Below are 22,011 nucleotides of genomic sequence, written 5' to 3' on the forward strand. Positions count from 1 at the left end.
GCCGGCCGGACATCCGCACCGCAACCTGAGGAGATCCATCGTGGGACAGCTCGACGGCAAGACCGCCCTCGTCACCGGGGGCACCACCGGCATCGGCCTGGCCGCCGCCCGCCGCTTCGCCGCCGAAGGCGCGTACGTCTTCGTCACCGGCCGGCGCAAGGGCCCGCTGGACGAGGCGGTGACCAGCATCGGCGCCAACGCCACCGGCATCGCCGGCGACGTCAGCAACCAGGACGACCTGGACCGGGTGATGCGGGCGATCCAGGCTCGGGGCGCGGGGCTGGACGTGGTGTTCGCCAACGCCGGAGGCGGAGAGTTCCTTCCGCTGGGCTCGATCACGGTCGAGCACGTCACGAACACCTTCGACACCAACGTCTACGGCACCATCTTCACGGTGCAGAAGGCCCTGCCCCTGCTCAACGACGGAGCCTCGGTGGTGTTGTCCGGCTCGACGGCCGCAGTCAACGGCACTCCGGCGTTCAGCGTCTACGCCGCTTCCAAGGCCGCCATCCGTTCGTTCGGCCGCACCTGGGCCGCCGAGTTGATGGACCGGCACATCCGGGTCAACACCCTGGTTCCCGGCTCGACCGAGACCCCCGGACTCGCGGGCCTGGCGCCCAGCCCGGAGGAGGCACCCGGCCTGCTGGAGGCCATCGCCTCGGGCGTGCCCATGCGCCGGGTGGCCCACCCGGACGAGATCGCCAACGCCGCGCTCTTCCTCGCCTCCGACCAGAGCAGTTTCATGACCGGCGGCGAACTCTTCGTGGATGGCGGCGAGCAGCAGCTCTAATGCGAAACGCCCGGCCGATCCTCGCGGATCGACCGGGCGTTTCTGCATTTCAGGAGCGGTGGCGGAGGGATTTGAACCCTCGGAGGGCGTTAACCCTCACACGCTTTCGACGTCTGCGATCATGCGTCCGAGAGGGTCCGGTAGGGACCCCGAACAGGCATGACAGCCGTCAATGAGCGGCTGCATGCACCCCCGGACGGCGGCGAACGAGACCACAACTCAGACCGCCTCTGCCGCTCCGGCGCCTCGCCGCCCCACGGACGTCGGCCCCTTGTCCTATCGTGCGGCCATGCCTTCCGAGCGGACCTACGGCGAAATTCCCGGCTACCCTCCCGGCGCAACGTTCACAAACGAGATGAGCTCACCGAGCCCGGAGTGCACCGGCCGAACCAGGGCGTATTTGGGGAGGCATAGACGGCGCGGAGTCGACCGTGGCCTAGGCCGGGCTATATAGACGACGAGGACTACGGCACCGAAATCGTCTACACGGGCCAGGGTGGCAACGATCCACGGACCAAACGGCAGATTGCAGACCAACAGTTGACCTGCGGCAACCTCGGACTCGCGCGGAGCCAGATTGACGGCAATCAGTGCGGGTGGTCAGAGGCGCCGGTGGAGATCGGGCGTACTCTCCCCCAAGGTCGGCCTCCGATATGACGGCCTGTTCCGAGTAGTCGATCACTGGCGCGACACCGGTAAGTACGGCTTCAAGATCTGCCGATACCGCCTGGTAGCCCTGGAGAGCTCAGACCCGCCACCGCCCGCGGTCGCCCAAGTCACTACGGACCAGCCGGCCGCCCGCACGGAAGCTACCATCCAGCGCCTTGTCCGAAGCACCGCCGTCGCCCAACAGCGTTAAGCGTCTACACGGCTACAGGTGCCAGGTCTGCGGGATCCAACTGGCGACGCCAGCTGGGCCGTACGCAGAGGCGGCACATATCCGTGCTCTCGGAGGCCTTACAACGGCCCCGGCGTGGCGAGCAATTTCTTATGCCTCTGCCCCAACGACCATCTGCTGTTCGACACCGGCGCAATCTACGTCGACCCTTACCGTGTTATCAGGCAGACGGTGACGGCCGCCGAACGAGGGAACCTTCGGCTCCTGGCTGCCCATCCAGTGGACTGGGCGCGGCTGGCGTACCACCGGGAGCACCACAAGCCGTAGAGCCTGCACGCTTCCCAAGTCTGCCGTCCCTCAGATCCCCTCTCGTGTCAACGGCTGCCATGACTCGCCGCGAAAGGGCAAGTATCCCGGCGGTACCGACCCTTCGAGGCACACAAGTAACCTCAGATGCACCGGCGCATCGGGGCCATTGACATGTTGGACCGTTATTGCGTAAGGGCCAGTGCTCCGAACGGCGTGAACATAGTCAAGCAATAGATCTGGGACCCAGCCGAGCGCGACGCTGTCTTCGTCAACGGTGAGAATGGCCTTATCGTTGACCGGGTTTGTCGGTTCCGGGACGATCGACAAGCGGTCGCCGGGGCGCAGTCGTTGAAGCTTCGCCTCCACTGCAGGGTTCTCCCGCAGAATATGCCGGATGCCGTGAACCAGAAAGTGGCAGCTAGTCGCGGCATCTGGACCCACCACCGGTTCAGGGAAGACCATGACGGAATCCCCCGTCCGCCTTCCCTCCGATCGGATTAACTGCTCCCACGGCGTGGCGTCGACAGTCGCTAGATCCAGCGTTTCAATGTAGCGGTGGAAGTCTGGTCGCCTGGCATCCATTACCCGTTGCGCAAATATCGGGAAGAGCCGTGTGGATTTGTAGTTTTTCCGAAGGTCAGGAAAGCTTACGAAAGGCTCGAATCCCTCCACGTTGAGCACTCTTTCGATGTAATCGAAATAATACTGCTTCCCATCGAAGGCCAAGATCCCGACTGGCTGAATGGCTCGGGCTCGCGGGTGTTGCCATGCCACAATCAACCTTCGCATCGACGGCCTCACATAACTTGCTGATGCCACCGGGCTGGTCGAGGCGCTGCTAGCAGCCATCGAGGACCCTCCTCCGGTTCGTCATGACGACCTGTTCAATGAAGGTACTGACCACCACCGACATGTCTGGGATTCTGCTGGTCAGGCCGACGACCGTTGCCTCGGTGATGTCCGCCACAGACTCAAGCCAATACTCCCGTACGGCAGGAGCAACCATGCGAAGAGCGCTGGAGGCCACCTGGACCAAAGTAGGACAAGTTAGCTCAGGGTCGTGCTCGAAACGCCACGCCGTGCCCTTCTCGCACCAGTTCGACACCCCTCCCTGAAGAAGGGCGGACATCTTCGCCTCCCGCAGGGTCGAGCCTAGAGCGCGGGCGTGATCGAAAGAGCCAGCAAGGGTCGCACGGCTACCGTCCGGCGGAGGACGCATGACGGCCCAGTTCTCGTCGTGGCGATCCCGATTGGCGACTACCGCATCAAAGACGACGTACCCGACGAAAACATCGAAGGCCTCGAAGCCGGCTGGGACAGCCGCTCCCGGGGGTGGGCCGTAACCGTCGAGCGCCTGGCAGATGTTTTCCAGGGAGTGCCCCGGTCGAGCCTTGTTGCCCATATAGCCCGGCTCGTAGTCCTCAAGGAGGCCATCGAGCACCACCGCGCCAGTCTGGAGCTCCCAGCCTTCAGGACACAGATTGAGCGAGACGCAGCCTGACTCATCATCGCGGCGTGCGAGCTCGATGCGTGCGCATGGGATGCCCATCGCGGACGCCAGTTCGCCGCCCACCTTCTCGGCGAAGTCCTCCCGCTGCGACCACTCGCCTGCCGCGTTCCTGTGAGTGTTGTTCGCCTTGAAGAGCCACGCCTGCCTGTCGTTCGGGTCGGCAAGCCAGTACTTCTCATCCGCTCCGATAGTTTCCTGGCGGATCAGGCTCCAGCGCGAGACATCCCACGTCTCGAACATTTCAGGCGAATCCCCCACTCGCGCTTGCCTCCGGCCTTCTCGCAAACGTGGGCACAGTCTCCAAGCGGCGGTCAGTCTATCGGCATCACCTCGCTTTGGGTGCCAAGGGGCGGCCGCGCCCCACGGTCTCGACTGGTTCCGATTTGCTCTTAAACTGCACAGATGAACCTGCTCGGGCTACGCAGGTTGCTCAATCGGTCGCAGGGCAGGCGAATGCTTTGCGCAGGCCGCACGCGCCAAGAGGAGCGACGGTCAATACCCGGGCACCCTGTCGGATTCCGGATTGACTACAGCTCAAGGAGTTGCTGAGCGACTTTCCGCATGTTCGTAATGACTGCATCGGCCCGGCATCGCTGAAGACTTGATTTTGGCGGCACGGTTTGCGTCGCCGATGACCTGCACTTCAGCGGCCCGCGGTCCCTCAATGTCTGACAGTGAGTCTCCGATGAGAACGCAGCGCTGCGTCGGTCACCAAGAGCACGAACGCTTGCAGGATCGGTTCCGGGTTGGGCTTCGTGAGGTGTGGGTAGGCGTACGCCAGCCAACCACCGGCGACACGGCCCCAGTGAGCCGGTGCGCTGTCAGGTAGGCGCTGATAGCACCGGCAGAGCTATTGCTGACCACCGCCACGGGTAGTCCCGCCTGCTGAGCAGCGACGATGACCTCCCGGCCGTAAGGCGTGGATTCGTCGCTCTCGCAGGCTTGGCGCTCGGCCGCGCAGAGCGCGTCTTCGGCGGCCCGCGTGACGCTGTGGTCGCCAGCTGCCGCGGTGCTGCGCAAGACCACAAGCGGAATCCGGCTCGCCGGCCAGACCCGGCGGCACGTCGACGCCCCGCCGCCGCATTACGTCGACCAGCTCTCCGGCAGCTTGCGGCGCCGGGTATCCGGCGAAGAAGCTGCACACCGGTCCGTCGAAGTCGAGTAGGACTGCGCCTACCCCGTCGAGCAGGCGGCCGAGGTCGGCGTTCATCCGTCGTACCGGTAGGCGATAGTCGACCACACCGAGTCGAACCACTGGCGGAGAGCCTCGACGAACTGCCTTCCGTGCGAGACGTCGTCGTCGGTCACCGCGTAGTGGAACAGCGGCACGTCCTTGCCCATGAGGTCGTAGATCGCCATCGGCTCGCCCTTGATCGAGACGGTGCGCTCACTCAACGACCGGGTAGAAGCCGTAGAAGACCTCTTCGCCGTTCAGGATGTAGAGCTTGAACAGCGGAGACACCCCGCCTGCCAGAAAGTGAGATCTAGCGTACTCGGTCGCCGAGGTTCAACAGCTCTTGGCCACCGCCCCCAGTAGGCGCAACAGCGCGCGGCGGGCGGTCGCGCTCGCCCTCGGCCTGCGCCAAGGGGAAGCGCTCGGCCCGCGCTGGTCGGATGTTGACCTGGACGCCGGAACGCTGACTATCCGGCGCGGCCGGCAGCGGCCGAGGTGGGAGCACGGGTGCCGCCCATCGTGCGGCCGAAAGCACGGCGGACACTGCCCCGACCGCCGCAGGTACGAGCCGATACCGCTCAGACCAAGTCTCGGGCCGGCCGACGCATCATCGGGCTACCCGACGAGCTGGTGACGCTGCTTCGCAAGCACCGCGACGAGCAGGGCCAGGAGCGCGTCAACGCCGTCCAACTCTGGGAGGGTGGCACCTGGCTGTTCGCCACGCCTACCGGCGGCCCGGTCAACCCGCGTACGGACTACGACGAGTGGAAACGGCTGCTCAAGCTCGCCGGGCTGCGGGACGGCCGGTTGCACGACGCTCGGCACACCGCCGCCACGGTGCTGCTCATCCTCGGGGTCGCCGAGCGGGCCGTCATGTCCATCATGGGCTGGTCCAACTCCACGATGACGGCCCGCTATCAGCACTTGACCACGCAAGTACGGCGAGACATTGCCCGGCAGGTCGGCGGCCCGCTTTGGAACGCCACCGCCGACGCCAACGGGTTGCACGCCACCCAGATTTACCCGGCCAAAGACGTACCGATACGACGCACCCGGCACCGCGTCGCACCGGCTGCGTCCTGCCACGGATCACGCGGCATCCTCCAAGGCAAGTGTCGATATCACGACAAGATCTCATCTTCCAAACTCTCCACAGCCGCCATAGCGTGGCGGTCATGCAGCCGGGGGCAACGAGTGCTTCGCGTCACAAGGGCGACGTCACCAACGAGCAAAAATGGGCCGAGGTAGTCAATAACGAGTCCAAGGACTGGCATCCGGACTACGTGCGCGGCCTGATAATAGATGCAGAGGAAAAGCTGCATCTCCAACAGATTTGGCGAAGTGCGGGTCTTGCCTGGATCTTCGTCGGTAATCTGATTCTCATCGCCCTCGCCGCAATCGCGACGCTTAAGGAATTCGAACAGATCACCCGTCTTGCTGAGCCGATTTACTTTGTGGCCGGGGTGTCACTTCTAGGGTCGCCAGCACTTGCCTATTGGCAGTACAAGCGAACCCGCTCCACGCGCATCATGATCAAGAAGCTCCACGTTGTTCGCCGAAGGACACAAGCGGAGGTAGACACAGAAAGCGACGGTGCTCAGGACTCCGCCCTACCTGCTCAGAAGCGATACAGGGATGACGTCCCGGACTTGATTTCTCAGTTCAGGGAGGACGCAGGCCGCACCCGGAAGGTTCACAACCGTTTCCAAAGCATCATCATCGTCGGCTCTGTCATCACCTCTGCTATCGCCACGGCATCCGTCTCGTTCATCCAAGCAAGGTGGCTAACCGTAGGAGCTAGTGCGGCGGTAGGTCTCGCTGCCGGCTTCACAGGGTATTTCAAATACCACGAGCGTAGCTTCAACTCCCAGCAGACGGCTGACGCTATTGAGCGAGAATACGAAGCGGTTGAGCTTCGCGTCGGCAAGTACGCCAAGCTCAGCGAGTCCGACGCCTACGCTCTCTTCGCAGACACGGTCGAGCGCCTACGAGACGAACAGAACAAGCGGCAGCAGCAGCTCGACCAGCCGGTTGAGGTGACGCGAGAGGAGTGAGCGGCGTAGCCGCAACTCCGACGGGTTGAGGCATCCCCAAGAGGGCAACCGAGACCACAACTGAGACCAGGAAGAGAAACGCCCGGTCGATCCTCGCGGATCAACCGGGCGTTTCTGCACTACAGAGCGGTGGCGGAGGGATTTGAACCCTCGGAGGGCGTTAACCCTCACACGCTTTCGAGGCGTGCTCCTTAGGCCGCTCGGACACGCCACCGCCGACGAGGGTACAGGACCACTGGTTCCCACTCCGAACCGGTATCGCCCGAGCCGGCCTGGCAGGATCTTTGCCATGAGTACGCACATCGGCGCGAAGCCGGGAGAGATCGCCGAGCGGGTCCTGATGCCGGGCGACCCGCTCCGGGCCAAGTGGATCGCGGAGACCTACCTCGAGGGCGCCACCTGCTACTCGACGGTCCGAGGCATGCTGGGCTTCACCGGCCGCTGGAACGGCGTCGAGGTCTCCGTCCAGGGCTCCGGCATGGGCATGCCGTCCGCCTCCATCTACGCCCACGAGCTGATCAACGAGTACGGCGTGAAGACGCTGATCCGGGTCGGCTCCTGTGGCGCCCTCAGCACCGACCTCCAACTGCGCGACGTGGTCGCCGCGATCGGGTCGTCCACCGACTCGAACATGAACCGGATGCGCTTCGACGGGCTGATCGACTACGCCCCGGTGGCCGATTTTGGGCTGCTGCGTACCTCGGTCGAGGTGGCCGAGCGGCGCGGCATCAGCATGCGCGTCGGGCCGATCCTGGCCGCGGACGCCTTCTACACCGACCGGCCGGACCTCTACGACACCCTCGCCGACTACGGCGTCCTGGCCGTGGAGATGGAGTCGGCGGCCCTCTACACGATCGCCGCCCGGTTCAAGGCCCGCGCGCTGACCGTGCTGACCGTCAGCGACCACATCAAGACCGGCGAGAAGACCACCTCGGAGGATCGGGAGCAGACGTTCAGCCAGATGGTCGAGATCGCCCTGGACACCATCATCGCCTGACCTTTCGTCGTACCCCGCCGCCCCGTCGTCCGTCCGGACGGCGGGGCGTTGTGCTGTAGGTGGGTGACGACGGTCACCGATAAAACAATACGACCGGTCGTGCTTGTTTAGTACGGTGTCCACATGACCGTCGACGGACGCCTCGCCCGGGGCGAGCGCACCCGCAACGCCGCGCTGGACGCGGCCGTGGTGCTCGCCACCCAGGCCGGCCTGGACGGGCTCAGCCTCGCCCAGCTCGCCGACACGCTCGGGGTGAGCAAGTCCGGCCTCTTCGCGCACTGGCGGTCGAAGGAGGCGCTCCAGCTCGCCGCGATCGACCGGGCCGTGGCTCTCTGGCAGGAGCGGATCGTCGAGCCGTCGCTGCGCGCCCCGCGGGGCGTACGGCGGCTCCGCGCCCTGCACGACGCCCGGCTGAGCTTCTACGCCAGCCGGGTGCTGCCCGGTGGCTGCTTCTTCGCCAACACCCAGTTCGAGTTCAACGCCCGTCCCGGCCCGGTCCGCGACCGGCTCGCCGAGACGTACAGCCAGTGGACGGCGTTCCTGGAGCGCCTGGTCCAGCAGGCGGTCGACGCCGGCGAACTCCCCGCCGACCTGGACGTCCCGCAGCTGGCGTACGAGATCGACGCCCTCGGGATGGGTGCCGCGATGCAGTCCCGGCTGCTCGACCCGGACGCCGCCTACCGGTACGCCCGCGCCGGCCTGCTGGACCGCCTGCGCACGCTCTGCCCCAACCCGACCCTGTAAACGGAAGGCCCCTCATGACCCACGCCGTCGCCGACCAGCCCACCGTCGAGTTCGGACACGTCGAGCACGTCACGGTGCACTTCGACGACCTCGACGCGATGGGCATCCTGCACAACGCGCGTTACGCGGTGCTGCTGGAACGTGCCCTGACGCCGTACTGGACCGAGCGGGGGCTGGCCTACCGGGGCACCGCCACCCCGCCGGACCTGTTCCACGCGGTCCGCGAGTTCACCATCACCTACCGGGCGCCGATCGCCGCCACCGGTCCGGTGGCGGTGCACTTCTGGCTCGAACACTTCGGCACCAGCAGCGCCGAGTACGCCTTCCAGTTCCGCTCCGTCGACGGCGACACGGTGCACGCCGAGGGGCGGCGGGCGATCGTCCGCCTCGACCCGGCGACACTGCGACCCGCGCCGTGGACCGAGGCCGCCCGGGCGGTGGCCGCCACCCTGCTCCGCCCCGCCGCCACCTCCGCCTGACGCGCTCCGGCAACGCCTTCGGGTGCGTCCGCTGTCGCCGGAGCAACATCGAACGCACCCGAAGGAGGCGCCCCGGGTCGGCGGGGCTCAGCCCAGCGCCTCGGTGGGGGCGAGCCGGGCGGCGCGGACCGCCGGGTAGAGGCCGGCCAGACCGCCGATCACCAGGGTCGCCCCGACGCCGCCGGCCATCGCCCAGACCGGCACCACGGTCGGCCACTGCCGCCAGAGGGCGTAGCCGGCCGTGACCAGGATGCCGAGCAGCACCCCGCCCGCCCCGCCGAGCGCCGAGAGCAGCAGCGACTCGGCCAGGAACTGGACCCGGACCTGCCCCCGGGTGGCGCCCAGCGACCGCCGCAGGCCGATCTCGGCCCGCCGTTCCAGCACCGAGATGACCATCGTGTTGGCCACCCCGACACCGCCGACCAGCAGCGCCACCGCACCCAACCCGAGCAGCAGCCCGGTGAACGCCTCGTCGGTGGCCGCCGCGGCGGCCAGCGCGTCCGAGGGCCGGGAGACCTGCACCTCGTTCGGCGCCTCCGGGTTGGCGGTCGCGCCGAGCACGTCCCGGACCGCCTCCACCGAGGCCTCCCGGGACCGGGTGTAGACCGTGGTCGGGTGCCCGTCGAAGCCGAGGTACGACGCTGCGGCGGGCCAGCCGACCAACGCCGAGCTGTCCAGCTCCGGGGCGAGCGGGGCCGGCGCGAGGATGCCGACCACGGTGAACCAGCGCCCGCCCAGGTGGACCTGCACGTCCGGTCCCGCCGCACCGAGGCCCAGCCGTCGGGCGGCGGCGTCGCCGAGCACCACGGCCGGATAGCGCTCGGTGGCCTCGTTCAGCCAAGTGCCGCTGCGCACCGTCGCGCCGACCGTGCCGAGCAGCCCGAGCTGGGCGGCCCGGGTGGCGATGCCGCCCGTCTCACCGGACGGGATGCGATCACTGCGGTACACCGGGGTGTCCGGCAACTGGCCGGTGGCGGCCACACCGGTCACCGGCGCGATCCGGCCGATCATGGCCACCGACTCCACCGGCAGCTTCGCCTGATCACCGAAGAGCGTGTTGCCGGGCGCCACGGTCAGCAGGTTGGTGCCGAGCCGGGCCAGGGTGCGGTCCAGGTCGGCACGGGACGACGACGAGATACCCACCACCGCGACCATCGCCGCGATGCCGATCGCGATGCCCAGCGCGGAGAGGAACGCGCGCAGCGGCCGGGTGCGCAGCCCCACCCCGCCGACCCGGAACACGTCGCCCGGGCCCAGCCGGGCCGGCGTCAGCCGTGGGCGTGCGTCCACTGGCACCAGCCGCAGGTGGGTGTCGGTCGCCATCAGCGCACCTCCTCGACGAACGGGCCGGCGGCCGGGTCGGCCACCACCCGGCCGTCGCGCATCCGCACCTGCCGGGGCAACCCGTCGGCGATCTCCCGGTCGTGGGTGATCACCAGGACCGTGGTGCCGGCCGCGTGCAGGTCGCGCAGCAGTGCGAGCACCGCAGCGCCGGCGACCGAGTCGAGGTTGCCGGTCGGCTCGTCGGCGAGCAGCACCGCCGGCTCGCCGACGACCGCCCGGGCCACCGCGACCCGCTGCCGCTCGCCGCCGGAGAGTTCGTGCGGTCGGTGGGTCAGCCGGTGGCCCAGCCCGACCCGTTCCAGCGCCGCCTCCGCGCGTCGCCGCCGCTCCCTGCGCGGTACGCCCGCGTAGAGCAGCCCGTCGGCCACGTTGTCCAGCACCGGCGTGCCGGCGGCCAGATGGAACTGCTGGAAGACGAAGCCGATCCGGCGTGCCCGCAGCGCCGAGAGCTGCCGGTCCGGCAGGGTCGCCACGTCGTACCCGTCGATCCGTACCCGGCCGGCGGAGGGACGGTCCAGGGTGCCGATCAGGTGCAGCATCGTCGACTTGCCGGAACCGGACGGGCCGACGATCGCCACCAGTTCGCCGTACCCGATCCGCAGCGAAACCTCGCACAGCGCGGCGACCCCGCCCGGGTACGTCCGGCTCACCCCGTCCAGCACCACGGCGTCACCGGTCACGCCGGCACCCCCACGGTCGTGCCCTCGGCGATCTCCGAGCCGCTGACCTCGACCCGACCGGCGGCGAAGAGGCCGGTGGTCACCGCGACGATCCGGCTCCGGCCACCGTCGACCACCTCGACCCCGTATCCGCCCTCGGCGAGCGCGAGCAGCGCCGCCACCGGAACGGTGAGCACGTCCGGGCGTTCGGCGGCGGTGAAGGTGACCTCGACGCTCGCCTGGTCGTACCCGGCGAGCTTCGCCGGGTCGGTCACCGAGACGGTGACCTCGATCTTCGTCTCGGCCTCGGTGGACTGCCCGGTCGCGCCGGCCGAGCCAGCCTCGATCACCGTCTGCACCGACTCGATCTTCCCGGCCACCGGGTCGCCGTCCGGCAGGGCGACACTCACCGCGCCGCCCTCCTTCGCCAGCCGCTGGTCGTCCACGTCCAGCTCGACGGTGACCAGCCGGCTGGTGCCGGTGTACGCGAGCACCGCCTGGCCCGGCTGCGCCGCGTCCCCGGTCGCCGCCTGGTGGCTCTCCACCCGCACCGCGCCGTCGGCGTAGATGATCCGGCCCGGCTCGACCCGGCCCGTCTCGGGCAGCCCGAGATCCTCCTGCCACTCCCGGACCGCGTCGGCGGTGCTGCCGGTGTACTCGTCGTCGACGGTGAAGCCGTCGTGGCCGAGCGCCCGCAGGTTCCGCTCGAACTGCGCGACGTCCGTCCCCTCGACGCCCGGTTCGAGCACCCGGTACGCCGGCAGCGAGCCGTAGAGCAGCAGCACCGGGTCGTTGTCCACCGCGTACAGCCGGCCGCCCCGCTTCACCACCGTGCCCGTCTCCGGCAACGCGGTGATCGTCCCGCCGAGCCGGGCGGCGGCCGTCCGGGTGCTGCCGTAGCCCAACTCCCCGTCCACGTTCTGCGCGTCGGTCAGCGTCTGCCGGGTGACCGTGGCGGTGGCCGGTGGGGTGGTGCCGGCGGCTGCCGTACCCCGATCGGTGCCGCCGAAGCCGACCGCGGCCGCAACGCCGGCCGCTGCCGCGACCACGACTGCGACAGTCAGCGCGACCGTCCGGAGCCGAAGGCGACGAGCCCTCACCGGGTGGCTCCAGCGATCTTCGGCGCGTACTGGCGGCACTTCTCCATCGCAGCCTTCACCTTCGGGTCCTTGATGTTCACCTGGTCGAGCCGCAGCTGGATCCCACCGTCCGCCGACGGGTCCGGGAACTCCGGCACGCCGTTCTCCCGCATGCAGACGGCGAGCTTGCGCAGCCGCTCCACCTGCTCCGGGTCGAGCTTGAGCTTCTCCCCACCGTTGGGCAGGTGCTGGCGGCACTTCTCCATCGCCGCCTGCACCTTCTGCGGGTCGGTGTCCTTGCCGAACCGGAACAGCCGACCACCGCCCGGCTCCGGATCCGGCACCTCCACCCCGTTCTCCCGCATGCACTCGCTGAACTTGAGCTGCCGTTCGTCGTCGCTGAGCTGAGCCCCCGGGCTGGCGGACGCCGGTTGCGCCCCGCCACCGCCGGCGGTCGCCACCGCCGGTTCGTCGCTCGATCCGCCACAGCCGGCGACGGCCAACGCGAGCAGCAGCGGCAGCGCGAACAGTCCTCGTCGCATCGCGCGCTTCCTCTCCCGGACCCGGCGGGTACCGCCGGGCCCTGCGATCCGCCCGACGGAACCCGCCGGGCCCTGCGATCCGCCCGACGGAACCCGGCGGGCGTCCCGGTCAGTCCACGACAAGGGGCGTATCCCGGGCGTAACCGCCAACGTTTACGGCGGCGTTATCCGGGCCCGGGGCACTATGGGCGAGTGAGGGTGCTGGTGGTCGAGGACGAGAGCCTGCTCGCCGAGAGCATCGCCGAGTGGCTGCGCCGCGAGGCGTTCGCGGTCGACGTCGCGTACGACGGCGACGCGGCGCTGGAACGACTCGGCGTCAACGACTACGACGTGGTCGTCCTGGACCGGGACCTGCCGGTGGTGCACGGCGACGATGTGTGCCGGGCGATCGTGGACAGTGGCGGGGAGACCCGGGTGCTGATGCTCACGGCAGCGGCGGCCGTGCGGGAGCGGGTGGCCGGCCTGGCGCTCGGCGCCGACGACTACCTGACCAAGCCGTTCGCCCTGGTGGAACTCTCCGCCCGGGTGCACGCGCTGAGCCGGCGGACCCGCCGGGCCGCCCCGCCCACCCTGAACCGGGCCGGCGTCCTGGTCGACCCGGCCCGACGCGAGGTGCACCGCGACGGCCGGTACGTGCCGCTGTCCCGCAAGGAGTTCGCCGTGCTGGTCGAGCTGCTGCGCGCCGACGGCGCGGTGGTCTCCGCCGAGGAGCTGCTGGAGCGTGCCTGGGACGAGCACATCGACCCGTTCACCAACGTCGTCCGGGTCACTGTCATGAAGCTGCGCCGCAAGCTGGGCGAACCGCCGGTGGTCGAGACCGTGCCCGGTGTGGGATACCGGGTCCCGTGAAGCGCTTCTCGCTGCGGGCCCGGCTCACCCTGATCTACGGCGGCCTCTTCCTGGTCGCCGGGCTGGTCCTGCTCGCGGTCACCTACGTGCTCGTCGAACAGCGCACGGCGCAGCCGTTCGGGGTGGCGCTGCGCGACGCCAAGCCAATCATCCCGGAGGTGGGGACGAGGCTTTCCGGCAACCAGGCCGAGCAGCTACGCCTCATCATCAACAAGGCCCAGGGCGACGCCCGGGACCAGACGCTCTACTCGCTGCTCACCCAGGGCGGGATCGCGCTCGGCCTGGTCTCCCTGGTGGCCATCGCCTTCGGCTGGCTGATCGCCGGCCGGGCGCTGCAACCGCTGCACCAGATCACCGGGACGGCCCGGCGGATCGCCGTGGGCGGTCGCGGCCTGCACGAACGGATCTCGCTTCCCGGCCCGCACGACGAGGTACGCGAACTGGCCGACACCTTTGACGAGATGCTGGAACGGCTGGACCGCTCCTTCGACGGGCAGCGCCGCTTCGTCGCGAACGCCTCGCACGAGCTGCGTACGCCGCTGGCGCTGAACCGGTCGCTCATCGAGCTGGCGGTCACCCGCGACGGCGCCTCCGAGGACGTACGCCGGCTGGGCGAGTCCCTGCTGGCGGTGAACGAGCGGCACGAACGGCTGATCGACGGGCTGCTCACCCTGGCCGACTCGGAGAACGAGGTGACCGCCCGGTCCCGGGTGGACCTGGCCGACCTGGCCGACCACGTGCTGGACCAGGCCGGCGTGGGTGCAGGCGGCCCCACGGTGACCCGGGAGCTGGCGCCGGCGATGGTCCACGGCGACCCGGTGCTGCTGGAACGGCTCACCACCAACCTGGTGGAGAACGCGCTGCGGCACAACGTGTCGTCCGGCGGCTGGGTCCGGGTGAGCACCGGGCTGCGGGGCGGCCGCCCGACGTTGACCGTGCGGAACACCGGCCCGGTGGTGCCCGGCTACGACGTGGAGGCGATCTTCGAGCCGTTCCGCCGGCTCTCCGGCGAGCGGGTCGGCGGCGGGCGCGGGTTCGGCCTGGGGCTCTCCATCGTCCGGGCGGTGGCCCGGGCACACGGCGGCACGGTGACCGCCCGACCGCGCGACGGCGGCGGGCTGGAGGTCACGGTCTGCCTCCCCCCGGCCTGAGCCTGCCCGCGGGTCAGCGGAAGAAGGCCCGCAGCACGGCCGCGGTCTCGGCCTCCAGCACGCCGCCGTAGACCTCGGGGCGGTGGTTGAGTCGGCGGTCGCGCAGCACGTCCCACAGCGAGCCGGCCGCGCCGGTCTTCGGCTCCCAGGCGCCGAAGACGACGGTGGAGACCCGGGCCAGCACCAGCGCTCCCGCGCACATGGTGCACGGCTCCAAGGTGACCACCAGGGTGCAGCCGTCCAGCCGCCACCGGCCGGCCCGCTCGGCGCCCCGGCGCAGCGCCAGCACCTCGGCGTGCCCGGTGGGGTCGCCGGTCAGTTCCCGCTCGTTGCGCCCGATCGCCAGCTCGGTCCCGTCCGGGCCGTAGAGCACCGCGCCCACCGGCACGTCGTCCACGTCGGCGGCGTTCGCGTCGTCGACGGCGGGGCCGGTGACCGCGACCTCCAGGGCACGGCGCATCCACAGCTCGTGCCGCTGCCGCCGGCCGACCTCGCCCGGGTCGGCCAACCCCTCGTGGGCGCCCGGTCCGGCGCGGCCCACCGCGCCGGGGGTCGGCTGCCCCGGCCGGATCGTCTCCAGCTGGGGATCCGTGGCGTCGGCGGGCTCCCCGCCGCCCACACCGCTCGATCCCGTACCGGTGGGATCAGACCTCACGCAGGTCCTCGACCTCGTCGGCGCAGCCGAGCACCTCGCAGATCTCGGCGGTGACGTCGGCCGGCAGCATCCCCTCGTGCGTGCACAGGGCCAGCAGTTTCTGCGCGGAAATGCCCAGGTTGGCGAGCAGGTCGGCGTCGCCCACCGGGTCGGCCTCCGGGTCGACGGCGGGCTGCTCGCTCTCCTCGTCGCCGCTGGTCGCCGGGCGCGGCTCGTCGCCGTCGTCGAGCCCGGTGACCGAGGTCTTCAGGTCACCGACCAGCAGCGAACCCAGCCGGGACTCCTCGGCGTACGCCGAGTCCGATCCGAACACCCGCAGGTCCTCGCCCTCATCCAGGCGCAGGATCACCAGGTAGGCGTCGTCCGCCTCGACGAAGAGCAGCGAGATGTCGGCCTCCTGGTCGACGTCACGCAGCCGGTCGGCGACCTCGTCGAGGTCGGTGGCGCCACGCAGGCTGACCTCGGCGGCGGTCCAGCCGCTGTCGTCGCGCACCACGGCCGCAGCGAAGTACGACACGGTCCCCCCAATAGCCCTCGGCACAGCGCCGACTCGTTACGCGTGCACGTTAGCCGGTCGGGTCGGCAGGCGACCGGTCAACGCCCCGAAGGGCCGGTCATTCCTGACAAAGTCGGATCAGCCGGCTACCCGACGGCGGGTGGCGATGAGCTGGCGTAGACGCTCGGTGCGCAGCCGCTGGGGCCGGTTGCGCTGACGTACCTGCCGGGCCCCCGCCAACTCGGCGAGCAGCTGCAGGCGGCGGCGGCTTCGATCGGGGTCCTGCCGCGGGGTGGTCCAGGCCATAGTGCCGAGCGTGCCCAGTCTGGGCGGCCACGTCAAGACGGCGTTCGCTACGCAGCCAACCGGGCACGCGGCGCAGTCACCACAGCGGCCAGTCGCCGGCGGTCGCCCACCGGACCGCCACCACGGCGGCAGCGATGCTCCAGCCACCGGCGGTGACGATGGCCACCCCGGTGGCCACCCCCCGGTCGCCGAAGCGCACGAGCACCAGGGCGGTCAGCCAGGCCAGCAGACCGGCCACCACCGTCCACCACGCGTAGGTGGCCACGTCGGTGCCGAGCAGACCGAACAACAACAACCAGGCGGCCGCCGCGCCGCCGCCGGTGGCGACACCGCCGCCGGTGACCGGGTGCGGTTCGCGGTAGGTGGGGCGGGTCGGTGGCCCGGCCGGAAAGAGCCCCGAGGGGGTACGCGACGCCGGGCGCGCGACGGCGTCGGGATCCGGGCCGGGATCGGGCCGGGCGATGGTCACCGTCGCTGCCCTCCCCTCACGCGCGTCGCTCGTGCCCACGCTACCGGTCTGCCAGGATGACCGGATGCCCTCGCCGACGATCGGCCGCCGCGCGCGCACGGCGTACCCGGTCCTGCTGCTGCTCGCCCCGGTGCTGGCCGCCGGTTGCGCGACCACCCGGCCGGGAGTGCCACCGGGCGGCGCCGCGCCGACGCCGCCGGCGGTCTGGGCGACCGCCGACCAGCCCGGGTTGCCATCCGCCACGCCGACGGCGAGCGGTCCCGCCCGGCCGGCGACGTCGTCGGCCGGGCCGTCGGTGACCGCACCGCGCGCCGGGCTTCGGCACGTCTTCCCGGTACGCGCCGACGACGTCGCCTATCACCGGACGCACGGCGCGTACCCGGCGACGGACATCTTCGCCGACTGCGGTGAGCAGTTCGTCGCGGTGACCGACGGGACGGTGCTCGAGGTGAGTCGCACCGACCGGTACGACAAGCGCGGACCGCAGGGCCCGGAGAACGGCGGCCTGTCCGTCGCTCTGCTCGGCGATGACGGGGTGCGGTACTACGGCTCGCACCTGAGCGTGGTGACCACGGGCGTCGACGCCGGGGTCCGGGTGCGTGCCGGGCAGCAGCTCGGCAAGGTGGGCCGCACCGGCAACGCGAACAACGTCTGCCATGTGCACTTCGGCATCTCGCCGCCGTGTACGGGTCGGGACGGTTGGTGGATCCGGCGCGGGGTGCTCTGGCCGGCGCGCTATCTGGACTCCTGGCGGCGTGGCGGCAATCGGGAACCGGCCGCCGAGGTGACCGCGTGGCAGCGCAGAAACGGCTGCCCGAAGGCTCCCTGACCGGCCCGGCAACGGCTAGGTTCGGTGGGATGAAGGCCCGGGACCCCATCGCCGACCTGCGCCGCATCGCGTTCCTGTTGGAGCGGGCGAACGAGGCAACCTATCGGGTGCGGGCGTTCCGGTCCGCGGCCAAGGCGCTGGCCGGCCTGCCGGCGGCCGAGGTGGCCGAGCGGGCCGGCAACGGCACGCTCACCAAGCTGGCCGGGGTCGGTGACGTCACGGCCCGCTGCGTGGCGGAGTCGCTGGCCGGTGAGGAGCCGGTCTACCTGCGCCGGCTGGTGGCCACCGAGGGCACTGACCTGGACGCCGAGGCGGCGGCGCTGCGCGAAGCGCTGCGCGGCGACTGTCACACCCACTCGGACTGGTCCGACGGTGGCTCGCCGATCGAGGAGATGGCGCTGGCCGCGGTGGAGTTGGGCCACGAGTACATGGTGCTGACCGATCACTCGCCCCGGCTGAAGGTGGCCCGGGGGCTGACCGCCGATCGGCTGCGCCGTCAGCTCGACCACGTGGCGCAGGTCAACGCGGCGCTGCCGGACGGTTTCCGGATTCTGACCGGGATCGAGGTGGACATCCTCGCCGACGGTTCGCTGGACCAGGACGACGAGCTGCTGGCCCGGCTGGACGTGGTGGTCGGCTCGGTGCACAGCGGCCTGAACGACGAGCGGGCGAAGATGACCCGGCGGATGCTGACCGCGGTCGCCAACCCCCACCTGGACATCCTCGGTCACTGCACCGGCCGGATGGTGTCGTCCCGCCCGGCCGGGGTGACCGGGCCGGGCGACCGGGGGCACCGGGCCCGGACCCGGGGCGAGAGCGACTTCGACGCGGACGCGGTCTTCGCCGCCTGCGCGGAGCACGACACCGCCGTCGAGATCAACTCGCGGCCGGAGCGGCAGGACCCACCGAAGCGGCTGATCCGCCGCGCTCTGGAGGCCGGCTGCCGGTTCGCCGTCAACACGGACGCGCACGCCCCCGGCCAGCTCGACTGGCAGCGGTTCGGCTGTGAGCGGGCCGCCCGCTGCGGCGTCCCCGCCGACCGGGTGGTCAACACCTGGTCGGCGAAGCAGCTGGTGGCGTGGGCGGGCGACCGGTCCTGAGGCGCCCGCCCACGGGCCGGTCGAGCCTCAGCGGCTGACCGGCTCCGCCGCGGGCGCGGCAGGCGCGCCGACGCCGACCACCGGTCGGGGCCGCCGCCGGCCGACCACGCCCTGCGAGACCGCGACTCCCAGCAGCACGATCAGGGCGCCGACCGGCTGGTGCCAGTTGAGCCGCTCGTCGAGCGCCACGGCCCCGATCAGCACCGCGAAGATCGGGATCAGGTAGGTCACGGTGGAGGCGGTGCTCGCTCCGGCCACGCGGATGTTGCGCATGTTGATCACGAAGGCGAGCCCGGTGCCGAGCGCGCCGAGGGTCAGCACGCTGGCCACCACCTTCGGCGACAGGTCTGTCGGCAGCGGCGGCGCGCCCGCGACGAACGGAGTGACGATGGCCAGTTGGCCGGCGGCGAGCAGCAACTGCGCCGCGGAGAGCGACAGCCCCGAGTGCGTGCTGCCCGCGATGAACCGCTTCTGGTACGGGATGGCGAGGCCGTAGCAGGCGGCCGCGCCGAAGCACATGACCTGCCCGATGAAGTGCGCCCCGCCGATGCCCTCCCAGACCCCGAGCACCACGAGCACGCCCAGGAAGCCCAGCCCGAGCCCGACCCCGCGGCGCACGGTCAGCCGCTCGGTGCGGAAGACCAGCACCGCCAGCGGCAGCACGATCAGCTGCGTGGTGGCGTTCCAGATGCCGGCGAGCATCGACTCGACCCGCTGCTCGCCGTAGCCGAAGAGGGTGAAGGGCACGGCCACGCCGAAGGCGGCGACCACGAAGAGATGCGCCCAGACCCGGGGCTCGCGAGGCAGGCGGTCGCGCAGCCCGGCGAGCACCACCAGCAGGGTCAGCGCACCGGCGACGACCCGGTAGAGGGTGAGCTGGACCGGATGCAGCTCGGCCACCCCGACCTTGATGAACAGGAAGCTGGAGCCCCAGATGGCGGCGAGTGCGATGAATCCCGGCAGCCAGGCGCGCAGCGGCGCCTTGTCAGGAGTGATGTCGGTGTTCACCCCTGACACTCTGCCCGAGGCGTACGACAAAGTCGCGCGACTTTCGGACACCATCTCTGACCACCACGGTGCCGCCAACCGCTCGCTGAACACGACAAACGTCGTCGACACCGGGGCGGGTCGGTCACGTAGGGTCGCACCGTGGGACGAATTGATGAACTCGCCAACCGCTACGTGGCCGAGTGGGCGCCGTTGAGCCCGACCGGCGCCACCTACGTCGGCATCGCCGGCCATGACGACCAGCTGGACGACCTCTCGCCCGAGGGTTACCGGGCGCGCGCGGACCTGACCCGCCGGACGCTCTCCGAGCTGGAGGTGACCGAGCCGGACTCCGAGGCGGAGCGCACCGCCAAGGAGGCCATGCAGGAACGGCTCGGCCTGGACCTCGCCCGGTACGAGGCCGGCGAGGCCACCAGCGAGGTCAACGTGATCGCCAGCGGGCTGCACGACATCCGCATGGTGTTCGACCTGATGCCGACCGCGACGGCCGACGCGCAGGCCAACATCGCCGCCCGGCTCAACGGCTTCCCCGGCGCGCTGGAGGGCTACAAGACCACGCTGCGGGAGGCGCTCGCCGCCGGCCAGATCAGCTCGAAGGTGCAGCTGGTCGAGGTGGCCAAGCAGTGTGACGTCTGGGTCGACCCGACCGGGGACAACTTCTTCCACGGGCTGGTGGAGCGGCTGGGCGCGGACGGCACGCTCGGCGCCGAACTGCGCCGGGGGGCGGCGGCGGCCACCGCGGCGACCGCGGAGTTCGGCCAGTTCCTGCGCGCCGAGCTGGCGCCGCACGGGCGGGACAAGCAGGCCGCCGGCCGGGAGCGCTACGAACTGGCCTCGCAGTACTTCCTCGGTGCCAAGATCGACCTGGACGAGACGTACGCCTGGGGCTTCGCGGAGCTGGCCCGCCTGGAGGCGGAAATGCGCGTCGTCGCCGCGCGAATCGCGGGTCCCGGCGCCAGTGTCGACGAGGCCGTCGCCGCGCTGGACGCCGACCCGGCGCGGACCATCCAGGGCAAGGAGGCGTTCCGCGACTGGATGCAGGCGCTCGCCGACAAGGCGATCAGCGAGCTGCACGGCACCCACTTCGACATCCCGGAGCAGGTCCGCCGGATCGAGTGCTGCCTCGCCCCGACCAGCGACGGCGCCATCTACTACACCGGCCCGAGCGAGGACTTCTCCCGCCCCGGGCGCATGTGGTGGGCGGTGCCGCAGGGCATCACCGACTTCTCCACCTGGCGGGAGGTGACCACGGTCTACCACGAGGGCGTGCCGGGTCATCACCTCCAGGTGGCGCAGACCGCGGTCCGTTCCGACCTGCTCAACCGCTGGCAGCGGCTGCTCTGCTGGGTCTCCGGACACGGCGAGGGGTGGGCGCTCTACTCGGAGCGGCTGATGGACGAGCTGGGCTACCTGGAGGACCCGGGCGACAAGCTGGGCATGCTCGACGGCCAGGCGATGCGCGCGGCCCGGGTGATCGTCGACATCGGCATGCACCTGGAGCTGGAGATCCCGAAGGACAACCCGTTCGGCTTCCACCCCGGCGAGCGGTGGACGCCGGAGCTGGGCTGGGAGTTCATGCGGGCGCACTGCCGGGTGCCGGACGAGAACCTGCGCTTCGAGCTGAACCGCTACCTGGGCTGGCCGGGGCAGGCGCCGTCGTACAAGGTCGGTGAGCGGATCTGGCTCCAGGCCCGCGAGGACGCCAAGGCCCGCAAGGGCGCGGACTTCGACCTGCGGGAGTTCCACCGGCAGGCGTTGGACCTGGGCGCACTGGGCCTCGACCCGTTGCGCCGGGCGCTGGCTCGACTCTGACCGTCACCGCCCCTCGCCGGCACGACGCCCGGCGAGGGGCGGTGCTCAACCGAGGGTCAGTGCCAGCGTCGGCCGGGCGGTCAGCGTGTCACTGGTGACGTACGCCAGGTCGATGACCGGGTCAGTGAACGTGATCGGGATCGGCGACGTGACCGGGAGGCCGTCCGGCAGCGGCAGATCCGGAGTCAGCGTGATCTTGATGCCGAGCAGTCGGCCGACGAACCGGGTGGCGTAGAAGGCCACGTCACCGCGCACGGTCAACCGGTCGGTCGCGTACCGCTGGTTGCGCCCGTCGGGGCCGTCCGCACGCAGCAGGAAGTCGTCGGTCACCGCCTCGCGCATGCTGAACTTCAGCACCTTGAGGTGGCCCTTCTCGGACTCCAGCTCGGTGATCCCCTCGAACCGCAGCCCGGTCATGGTGACCTTGGAGCCGGTGAGCTTCGACGGTGTCTGGGCGACCTTCGGCAGGGTCGGGTCCGCCGCGATGCGCGGCAACGGCTTCCCCGGCTCCACCTTGCCCGGCTCCACCTTGCCCGGCTCCACCTTGCCCGGCTCCACCTTGCCCGGCTTCGCGGGACGGGTGGGGGCCGGCGCCGGGCAGTCGGTGACCCCGGGGCCGGCGGCCGGCGGCCGGGCCGACGTAGCCGTCGGCTTCGCCGACGGCCGGACGCTCGGGCTCGCCGACGGGGTCGCGGTGTCCCCTCCGCGTCCACCGGTGAGGAGATCTCCGATGCCGTCCAGGATGTCGGTGATCAGGTTGCCGTCCGAGCTGCGGCCCGGCTCCGGGCTCGGGCTGGCCGTCGGGGTCGCCGTGAGC

At 70.4% G+C, this 22,011-nt stretch carries 24 protein-coding genes, 1 tRNA gene and 3 pseudogenes; 13 read left to right on the forward strand and 15 right to left on the reverse strand.

Features of this window, described 5'->3' with window-relative positions; genetic code table 11:
• Positions 1–40: 40 nt before the first annotated feature.
• The 3 genes from EAD89_RS04095 (at position 41) to EAD89_RS31210 (ending at position 1,649) form a co-directional block, all read left to right on the forward strand.
• Positions 41–790 carry an SDR family NAD(P)-dependent oxidoreductase gene (locus EAD89_RS04095; protein WP_121674791.1) on the forward strand — a complete coding sequence of 250 codons (750 nt, stop codon included), beginning with the start codon at positions 41–43 and terminating at the stop codon, positions 788–790.
• A gap of 477 nt (positions 791–1,267) precedes the next feature.
• Complete coding sequence (locus EAD89_RS31205) at positions 1,268–1,447, forward strand: YDG/SRA domain-containing protein (protein WP_255421255.1); 180 nt, start codon at positions 1,268–1,270, stop codon at positions 1,445–1,447.
• Positions 1,368–1,649, forward strand: a complete 282-nt coding sequence (locus EAD89_RS31210) for a YDG/SRA domain-containing protein (protein WP_255421254.1) — start codon at positions 1,368–1,370, stop codon at positions 1,647–1,649. The genes EAD89_RS31205 and EAD89_RS31210 overlap by 80 nt, the downstream gene beginning before the upstream one ends.
• A 336-nt stretch (positions 1,650–1,985) precedes the next feature.
• On the opposite strand, the gene EAD89_RS30215 is transcribed toward EAD89_RS31210, so the two are convergent.
• From EAD89_RS30215 to EAD89_RS04115, 4 genes and pseudogenes are all read right to left on the reverse strand, one after another.
• Complete coding sequence (locus EAD89_RS30215) at positions 1,986–2,786, reverse strand: hypothetical protein (RefSeq protein ID WP_147458753.1); 801 nt, start codon at positions 2,784–2,786, stop codon at positions 1,986–1,988.
• Positions 2,776–3,687, reverse strand: coding sequence for a hypothetical protein (locus EAD89_RS04105; RefSeq protein WP_121674792.1), 912 nt, complete (start codon positions 3,685–3,687; stop codon positions 2,776–2,778). Before EAD89_RS04105 ends, EAD89_RS30215 begins: the two co-directional genes overlap by 11 nt.
• A gap of 287 nt (positions 3,688–3,974) precedes the next feature.
• Positions 3,975–4,657 (reverse strand): annotated as a pseudogene (locus EAD89_RS30945) (HAD family hydrolase).
• Positions 4,654–4,906: pseudogene (locus EAD89_RS04115) on the reverse strand (GntR family transcriptional regulator); the annotation flags it as partial. The pseudogenes EAD89_RS04115 and EAD89_RS30945, both read right to left, overlap by 4 nt.
• A gap of 345 nt (positions 4,907–5,251) precedes the next feature.
• Here EAD89_RS04115 and EAD89_RS31320 point away from each other — a divergent pair.
• Positions 5,252–5,869 (forward strand): tyrosine-type recombinase/integrase, encoded by a 618-nt coding sequence (locus EAD89_RS31320; protein ID WP_368666335.1) that lies wholly within the window; start codon positions 5,252–5,254, stop codon positions 5,867–5,869.
• On the forward strand, positions 5,797–6,675 hold the full coding sequence (locus tag EAD89_RS30950; RefSeq protein WP_233578178.1) for a DUF4231 domain-containing protein: 879 nt from the start codon (positions 5,797–5,799) through the stop codon (positions 6,673–6,675). The genes EAD89_RS31320 and EAD89_RS30950 overlap by 73 nt, the downstream gene beginning before the upstream one ends.
• Before the next feature lie 127 nt (positions 6,676–6,802).
• Here the strand turns inward: EAD89_RS30950 and EAD89_RS04130 are convergent.
• Positions 6,803–6,889 (reverse strand) — tRNA-Ser (locus EAD89_RS04130).
• Between the two features lie 75 nt (positions 6,890–6,964).
• Here EAD89_RS04130 and deoD point away from each other — a divergent pair.
• The 3 genes from deoD (at position 6,965) to EAD89_RS04145 (ending at position 8,895) form a co-directional block, all read left to right on the forward strand.
• On the forward strand, positions 6,965–7,672 hold the full coding sequence (gene deoD / locus EAD89_RS04135; protein ID WP_121674793.1) for a purine-nucleoside phosphorylase: 708 nt from the start codon (positions 6,965–6,967) through the stop codon (positions 7,670–7,672).
• A 123-nt stretch (positions 7,673–7,795) separates the two neighbouring features.
• Entirely contained in the window at positions 7,796–8,416 is a 621-nt protein-coding gene (locus tag EAD89_RS04140; protein WP_121674794.1) for a TetR/AcrR family transcriptional regulator, read from the forward strand.
• Between the two features lie 14 nt (positions 8,417–8,430).
• Entirely contained in the window at positions 8,431–8,895 is a 465-nt protein-coding gene (locus EAD89_RS04145; protein WP_121674795.1) for a thioesterase family protein, read from the forward strand.
• An 87-nt stretch (positions 8,896–8,982) separates the two neighbouring features.
• Here the strand turns inward: EAD89_RS04145 and EAD89_RS04150 are convergent, their stop codons facing one another.
• Genes EAD89_RS04150 through EAD89_RS04165 form a run of 4 tightly spaced genes read right to left on the reverse strand, consistent with a single transcriptional unit; the run spans position 8,983 to position 12,519 of the window.
• Entirely contained in the window at positions 8,983–10,185 is a 1,203-nt protein-coding gene (locus EAD89_RS04150; RefSeq protein WP_199733409.1) for an ABC transporter permease, read from the reverse strand.
• 32 nt (positions 10,186–10,217) lie between these two features.
• Positions 10,218–10,919 carry an ABC transporter ATP-binding protein gene (locus EAD89_RS04155; protein ID WP_121674797.1) on the reverse strand — a complete coding sequence of 234 codons (702 nt, stop codon included), beginning with the start codon at positions 10,917–10,919 and terminating at the stop codon, positions 10,218–10,220.
• Positions 10,916–11,947, reverse strand: a complete 1,032-nt coding sequence (locus EAD89_RS04160; protein ID WP_233578177.1) for a peptidoglycan-binding protein — start codon at positions 11,945–11,947, stop codon at positions 10,916–10,918. Before EAD89_RS04160 ends, EAD89_RS04155 begins: the two co-directional genes overlap by 4 nt.
• Before the next feature lie 47 nt (positions 11,948–11,994).
• Positions 11,995–12,519: a hypothetical protein gene (locus tag EAD89_RS04165; RefSeq protein ID WP_121674799.1), complete on the reverse strand. Its 525-nt coding sequence runs from the start codon at positions 12,517–12,519 to the stop codon at positions 11,995–11,997.
• Between the two features lie 192 nt (positions 12,520–12,711).
• Between EAD89_RS04165 and EAD89_RS04170 the strand changes: the two genes are divergently transcribed.
• Entirely contained in the window at positions 12,712–13,368 is a 657-nt protein-coding gene (locus tag EAD89_RS04170; protein WP_199733406.1) for a response regulator transcription factor, read from the forward strand.
• Complete coding sequence (locus EAD89_RS04175) at positions 13,365–14,519, forward strand: HAMP domain-containing sensor histidine kinase (RefSeq protein ID WP_121674801.1); 1,155 nt, start codon at positions 13,365–13,367, stop codon at positions 14,517–14,519. The genes EAD89_RS04170 and EAD89_RS04175 overlap by 4 nt, the downstream gene beginning before the upstream one ends.
• Positions 14,520–14,532: 13 nt before the next feature.
• On the opposite strand, the gene EAD89_RS04180 is transcribed toward EAD89_RS04175, so the two are convergent.
• The 4 genes from EAD89_RS04180 to EAD89_RS04190 all read right to left on the reverse strand — a co-directional run bounded on the left by EAD89_RS04180 (position 14,533) and on the right by EAD89_RS04190 (position 16,439).
• Positions 14,533–14,979: a nucleoside deaminase gene (locus EAD89_RS04180; protein ID WP_121674807.1), complete on the reverse strand. Its 447-nt coding sequence runs from the start codon at positions 14,977–14,979 to the stop codon at positions 14,533–14,535.
• A 184-nt stretch (positions 14,980–15,163) separates the two neighbouring features.
• A complete protein-coding gene (locus EAD89_RS04185; RefSeq protein ID WP_121652466.1) occupies positions 15,164–15,691 on the reverse strand; it encodes a tRNA adenosine deaminase-associated protein in 528 nt (175 codons plus the stop codon).
• Between the two features lie 117 nt (positions 15,692–15,808).
• Positions 15,809–15,976: a hypothetical protein gene (locus EAD89_RS30665; protein ID WP_172899030.1), complete on the reverse strand. Its 168-nt coding sequence runs from the start codon at positions 15,974–15,976 to the stop codon at positions 15,809–15,811.
• A gap of 76 nt (positions 15,977–16,052) precedes the next feature.
• Positions 16,053–16,439, reverse strand: coding sequence for a hypothetical protein (locus EAD89_RS04190; RefSeq protein WP_121652470.1), 387 nt, complete (start codon positions 16,437–16,439; stop codon positions 16,053–16,055).
• 70 nt (positions 16,440–16,509) lie between these two features.
• Here EAD89_RS04190 and EAD89_RS04195 point away from each other — a divergent pair, with 70 nt between their 5' ends.
• Both EAD89_RS04195 and EAD89_RS04200 read left to right on the forward strand, forming a co-directional pair.
• Positions 16,510–17,274: a M23 family metallopeptidase gene (locus EAD89_RS04195; protein ID WP_121674802.1), complete on the forward strand. Its 765-nt coding sequence runs from the start codon at positions 16,510–16,512 to the stop codon at positions 17,272–17,274.
• A gap of 29 nt (positions 17,275–17,303) precedes the next feature.
• A complete protein-coding gene (locus EAD89_RS04200; protein WP_121674803.1) occupies positions 17,304–18,374 on the forward strand; it encodes a PHP domain-containing protein in 1,071 nt (356 codons plus the stop codon).
• 27 nt (positions 18,375–18,401) lie between these two features.
• On the opposite strand, the gene EAD89_RS04205 is transcribed toward EAD89_RS04200, so the two are convergent.
• Positions 18,402–19,382, reverse strand: coding sequence for a DMT family transporter (locus EAD89_RS04205; RefSeq protein WP_199733407.1), 981 nt, complete (start codon positions 19,380–19,382; stop codon positions 18,402–18,404).
• 141 nt (positions 19,383–19,523) lie between these two features.
• On the opposite strand from EAD89_RS04205, the gene EAD89_RS04210 reads away from it, so the two are divergent.
• Positions 19,524–21,194, forward strand: a complete 1,671-nt coding sequence (locus EAD89_RS04210; RefSeq protein ID WP_121674804.1) for a DUF885 domain-containing protein — start codon at positions 19,524–19,526, stop codon at positions 21,192–21,194.
• Positions 21,195–21,239: 45 nt separating this feature from the next.
• On the opposite strand, the pseudogene EAD89_RS04215 reads toward EAD89_RS04210, so the two are convergent.
• Positions 21,240–22,011 (reverse strand): annotated as a pseudogene (locus EAD89_RS04215) (hypothetical protein); the annotation flags it as partial.

Source organism: Micromonospora sp. BL4 (genome assembly GCF_003667505.1).
Taxonomy (GTDB): domain Bacteria; phylum Actinomycetota; class Actinomycetes; order Mycobacteriales; family Micromonosporaceae; genus Micromonospora.